This window comes from Streptomyces sp. NPDC050263 (assembly GCF_040655955.1).
Classification (GTDB): Bacteria; Actinomycetota; Actinomycetes; order Streptomycetales; family Streptomycetaceae; genus Streptomyces.
This window is the reverse complement of sequence record NZ_JBFAKW010000252.1, coordinates 1-3,603: the sequence shown is the minus strand read 5'-3', so window position 1 is coordinate 3,603 and position 3,603 is coordinate 1. Positions and strand designations below refer to the sequence as shown.

At 69.7% G+C, this 3,603-nt stretch carries 2 protein-coding genes and 2 pseudogenes; 1 reads left to right on the top strand and 3 read right to left on the bottom strand.

The window, feature by feature from the left end:
- A pseudogene (locus tag AB0J04_RS45540) lies at nucleotides 1–406 on the bottom strand (DNA-directed RNA polymerase subunit alpha); the annotation flags it as partial.
- 316 nt (nucleotides 407–722) lie between these two features.
- Entirely contained in the window at nucleotides 723–1,796 is a 1,074-nt protein-coding gene (locus AB0J04_RS45535; protein WP_363174622.1) for a hypothetical protein, read from the bottom strand.
- A 357-nt stretch (nucleotides 1,797–2,153) separates the two neighbouring features.
- Between AB0J04_RS45535 and AB0J04_RS45530 the strand changes: the two are divergent.
- Nucleotides 2,154–2,519, top strand: a pseudogene (locus AB0J04_RS45530) (integrase); the annotation flags it as partial.
- Between the two features lie 59 nt (nucleotides 2,520–2,578).
- On the opposite strand, the gene AB0J04_RS45525 reads toward AB0J04_RS45530, so the two are convergent.
- On the bottom strand, nucleotides 2,579–3,421 hold the full coding sequence (locus AB0J04_RS45525; RefSeq protein ID WP_363174621.1) for a hypothetical protein: 843 nt from the start codon (nucleotides 3,419–3,421) through the stop codon (nucleotides 2,579–2,581).
- Between the last annotated feature and the right edge of the window lie 182 nt (nucleotides 3,422–3,603).

The window sequence follows — 3,603 nt, the reverse complement described above, 5'->3', positions numbered from 1 at the left end:
TCTCCAGCTTGCCCTTGCCGTTGAGCGTGGCGAGGACGAGGTCGGGGTTGTGGACCTCGACACCGGCCGGAGGCGCGATGTCGGCGGCGGTGACCTGACCCGGACCCTGCTTGCGCAGGTACATCACAACGGGCTCGTCGTGCTCGGACGACACGACCAGCTGCTTGATGTTGAGGATCTGGTCGGTGACGTCCTCCTTGACGCCCGGCACGGTGGTGAACTCGTGCAGGATGCCGTCGATCCGGATGGACGTGACCGCCGCACCCGGGATCGAGGAGAGGAGCGTACGACGCAGTGAGTTGCCGAGGGTGTAGCCGAAGCCCGGCTCCAGCGGCTCGATCACGAACCGGGAACGGAATTCGTCGACGACCTCTTCGGTCAACGAGGGACGCTGAGCGATCAGCACGTGGTGTTGCCTCCAGAGGTTCGGCGCCCGCTAGGTGACGCCGTAGACACCATGAAGGGTACGGGGCGGTACGGTCTGCGCCGCGGCAGGGATGCGCGGCCGGTGCCGGGTCATGTCGTGATCATGGAGTTGGCCGGGACGGCCGGCAGGGTGCTGTGCACCGCCCACGGCGCCGGTGCTCAGCCGATACGGCCCGGCAGGGAGCCTCGGTCGCCTCAGCGGCTGTGCACGTCGCCGAAGACGAGCCGAGTAGCGGGCCCGCCGCCGCACCAGCGCAATGTGCAATGCCTGAGAGCCCTCTGCATGAACGGCGGTCTCAGCCCGGCAGTTGTTCGGCACCGGTCCGCAGTTCCTGCCCCCAGGGGGCGACCAGGGTGTGCGGGAGGGCCTGGGTGAGCAGACCGCGGAGCCAGCCGCCGCAGTCGGCGGCGAGTGGGGTGTCGCCGGCGCGGAGGGCGTCCGTGCCCAGGGCGAGCAGGAGGCCGCCCCAATATTCGGCGTGGTCGCCGAGCGTGTGGCGCAGTTCGCCGCGGCCGGAGGCCACCGAGTAGCACATGTGGATCTCGCGGCCGGTGAGGCGCCAGCCGTCCGCGGCCGTGCCTGTGGTGTCGCCGAGGGCGCGGGAGACTGCACGGGCAGCGTCGGGCAACAAGGCGAGATGGCTACCGCGCAGGGTGGGCGACCAGCGGCCCTCCTTGCTGCCGCCGTCCACGGTCAGCGCGTCGGCGAGATCGGTCGCCCAACGCCGCTTCTCGGCACCGGTGGCGCGTAGGGCCTCGGCCAGCGTGTGCGGGCCCGGGGCCTCCAGATACTCCGCCACGGCCCAGGTGGCTTCGCGCAGGGTGTCCTGCGGGGCCAGCAGGGAGAGGACCTCGGAGTCCAGCAGGCCGCTGCGGGGCTGCCCGGTGCGCTGCAGGACCGCGGCCCGGCGGCCGAGGAGCTGGGAGGCGGGGGCGGTCAGCCCGTTGCCGGCGAGGAACTCGGCGAAGAGGCGTCCCGCGTCGAAGGCGGAGTCCGCCAGCTTGCGGCGGCCCTGGCGGTGGTGGAGCAGCATGGCCCGACCCGCGCAGTCCACCAGCGTGGCGAGCCCCGTGGCGGCATCGGCGCCGCGGCCCATGGCGCGGGAGTTGTCGTTGTACAGACGGACCGCCTGGTCGTAGGCGGCGACGGCGAGTTCGGCGTCGCCGCTCCTGTACTGGGTCCGGCCGAGGACGGCGGCGCTCCTGGCGAGGGCGTACCAGTCGTCGTGCGCGGCGTCCACCGCGTCGTTGGCCTGGTCCACGGCGCTGAGCAGGGCCCCGCTCCGCAGGGTGGCAAGCGGTTCGGTGCCAGGCTGCTCGTCGAGCGGGTCGTAGGTGTAGACGTACTGCAGAGAAGTGGACCCGGGCAATGGCGTCCCCGGTGGGCGCGGAGGTGTGGTGCCCGATGTGCGGTTGCGCCGGTCTCCGCGCCGCCAGAACGCCATGCCTTGTTCCCCCTCCGCGACCTCTCGCGATGCAACAAGCTTGCGCTGAACGAATGTTCGCAGGGTGGTACGACCTCGACAAGACCCGGCACGCCCACGCCGGATCGGCCGACCCACGGCCCGACCACCGCCCGCCCACCCGACACCGGCCCGCCGGCCGACTCCGGGACAGGCCGGTCGGGCACCGAGTCCGGCGACCCGACCGCGCGTGTCGCGACAGCGGCCATGAGGACAGGCTCCTGGCGGCGCGGAAGGCGTTTTCAGGAGGCGGTGAGGGCCCGTACGGTCGCCGCCGTGCGCGCCGCTGCGGGAGCCCTGGAGTACCTCGTACTCGGCGACTCGACACTCCTGCTCGCAGACAAGGAAGGGAAGACGACCGCCGTCACGGATCTGCGCCTGGACGACGGCAGCGAGCAGCTGCGCGGGCCGGTCGACGCGTTGCCTACCGGTTCCCCCGAGCGCGCTGCCGCCCTGGCCGAGTACCGCGACGCTGACGGGGCTCCGCAACCGGCCGGGCGGCTTCTGGATCGCCGGACCGATCCTCAAGCGGCCGAACATGCCCTCACCGGGTCCGTGCCGCTGGAGTCGCTGACCTCCGTGACACTGCTCAGCGACGGCACTACGCGACTCGTCGACCTCTTCGACCTCTTCGAACTCGCCTGCCACTACAAATGCCGAGGCCGCATCCCCCAGATGCGCTCGTAGTACTACGACGTCGCAGTCATGTCGATCAGCAGGTGGGCGCGGGCGGTCGCGAACAACTGCATCTGCGTGGCCAGCTTCTCGGGGCTGGATGCAGTGTCGAAGAGCAGCTGGTAGACATCGCCTGCCTTGCCCGCAACGAAGACTTCGACCCGCTTGCGGGGTTCGCTCTGGCCCGCCCAGTGGTAGTCGATCTCCAGCCAGAGAGCGTCCTGACCGTTCTGCTGAGTGGTGTGGGTCACGACCTTTACGTCGGCCATCGACGACTTGTCAGTGTCGCGATACCAGGCGAGCTGCCCGGCCGAGGCTGTCTGAACGGTCGACCCGTACGACGTGTCCCGCTTGACGCTCATGCGATGAGCTTCGTCAGGGGAACGCCAGTTGCTCTGGATGTCGTTTTCCCTCTCCTGGATCCACCCGTCCGGCACGGCGAAGGCGACCGTGAGCTTGGGTTCGCTGACACGGTGCCACCCTTTGGCCATGGTCGACGGGGAGGGCTGGGGTGACGCCGAGGGTGCGGGACCAGGGCCGACGGTTGTGGCCGGGGAGGAGGCTGCCCTCGTCTCTTGCGGAGTCGACGCGGGAGCGTTCGGGGTGCCGGCACCGCCGACGACACTCCGGTTGACCGGGGAACCGCCGGTGAACGGCACTCCGAAAACCGCCAGTAGCAGACCGATGACAGCGGTGACGGCTGAGACCATCGCCGCGATTTCCCCGATCCGCCGGTTCGGCGACGATCCGTCACCTGAACTGCTCAACTCCCTCTCCCCCTGCAGCCGTGCAACGAGTGCTGTCGCAGGGCTATTCAACTGGAGAAGCAGTAGCACCAACAGGCGTTCAAGCGTCACGTGGAGGACCGGTTGCGTGCGCTCCGGGGGCCAGTTGATGCCCAGTCCACGACATAGGTGAAGGCCTGGCAACGGACCTGCTGCTAGGGGTCTGTCAAACGAGCGGTGTAACCAGGGTGTTGGGGCTACTGACGGGCTGCTGAGAGTCGGCCGTCGAAGGTGATGTCGAAGGCGTTCAGGGC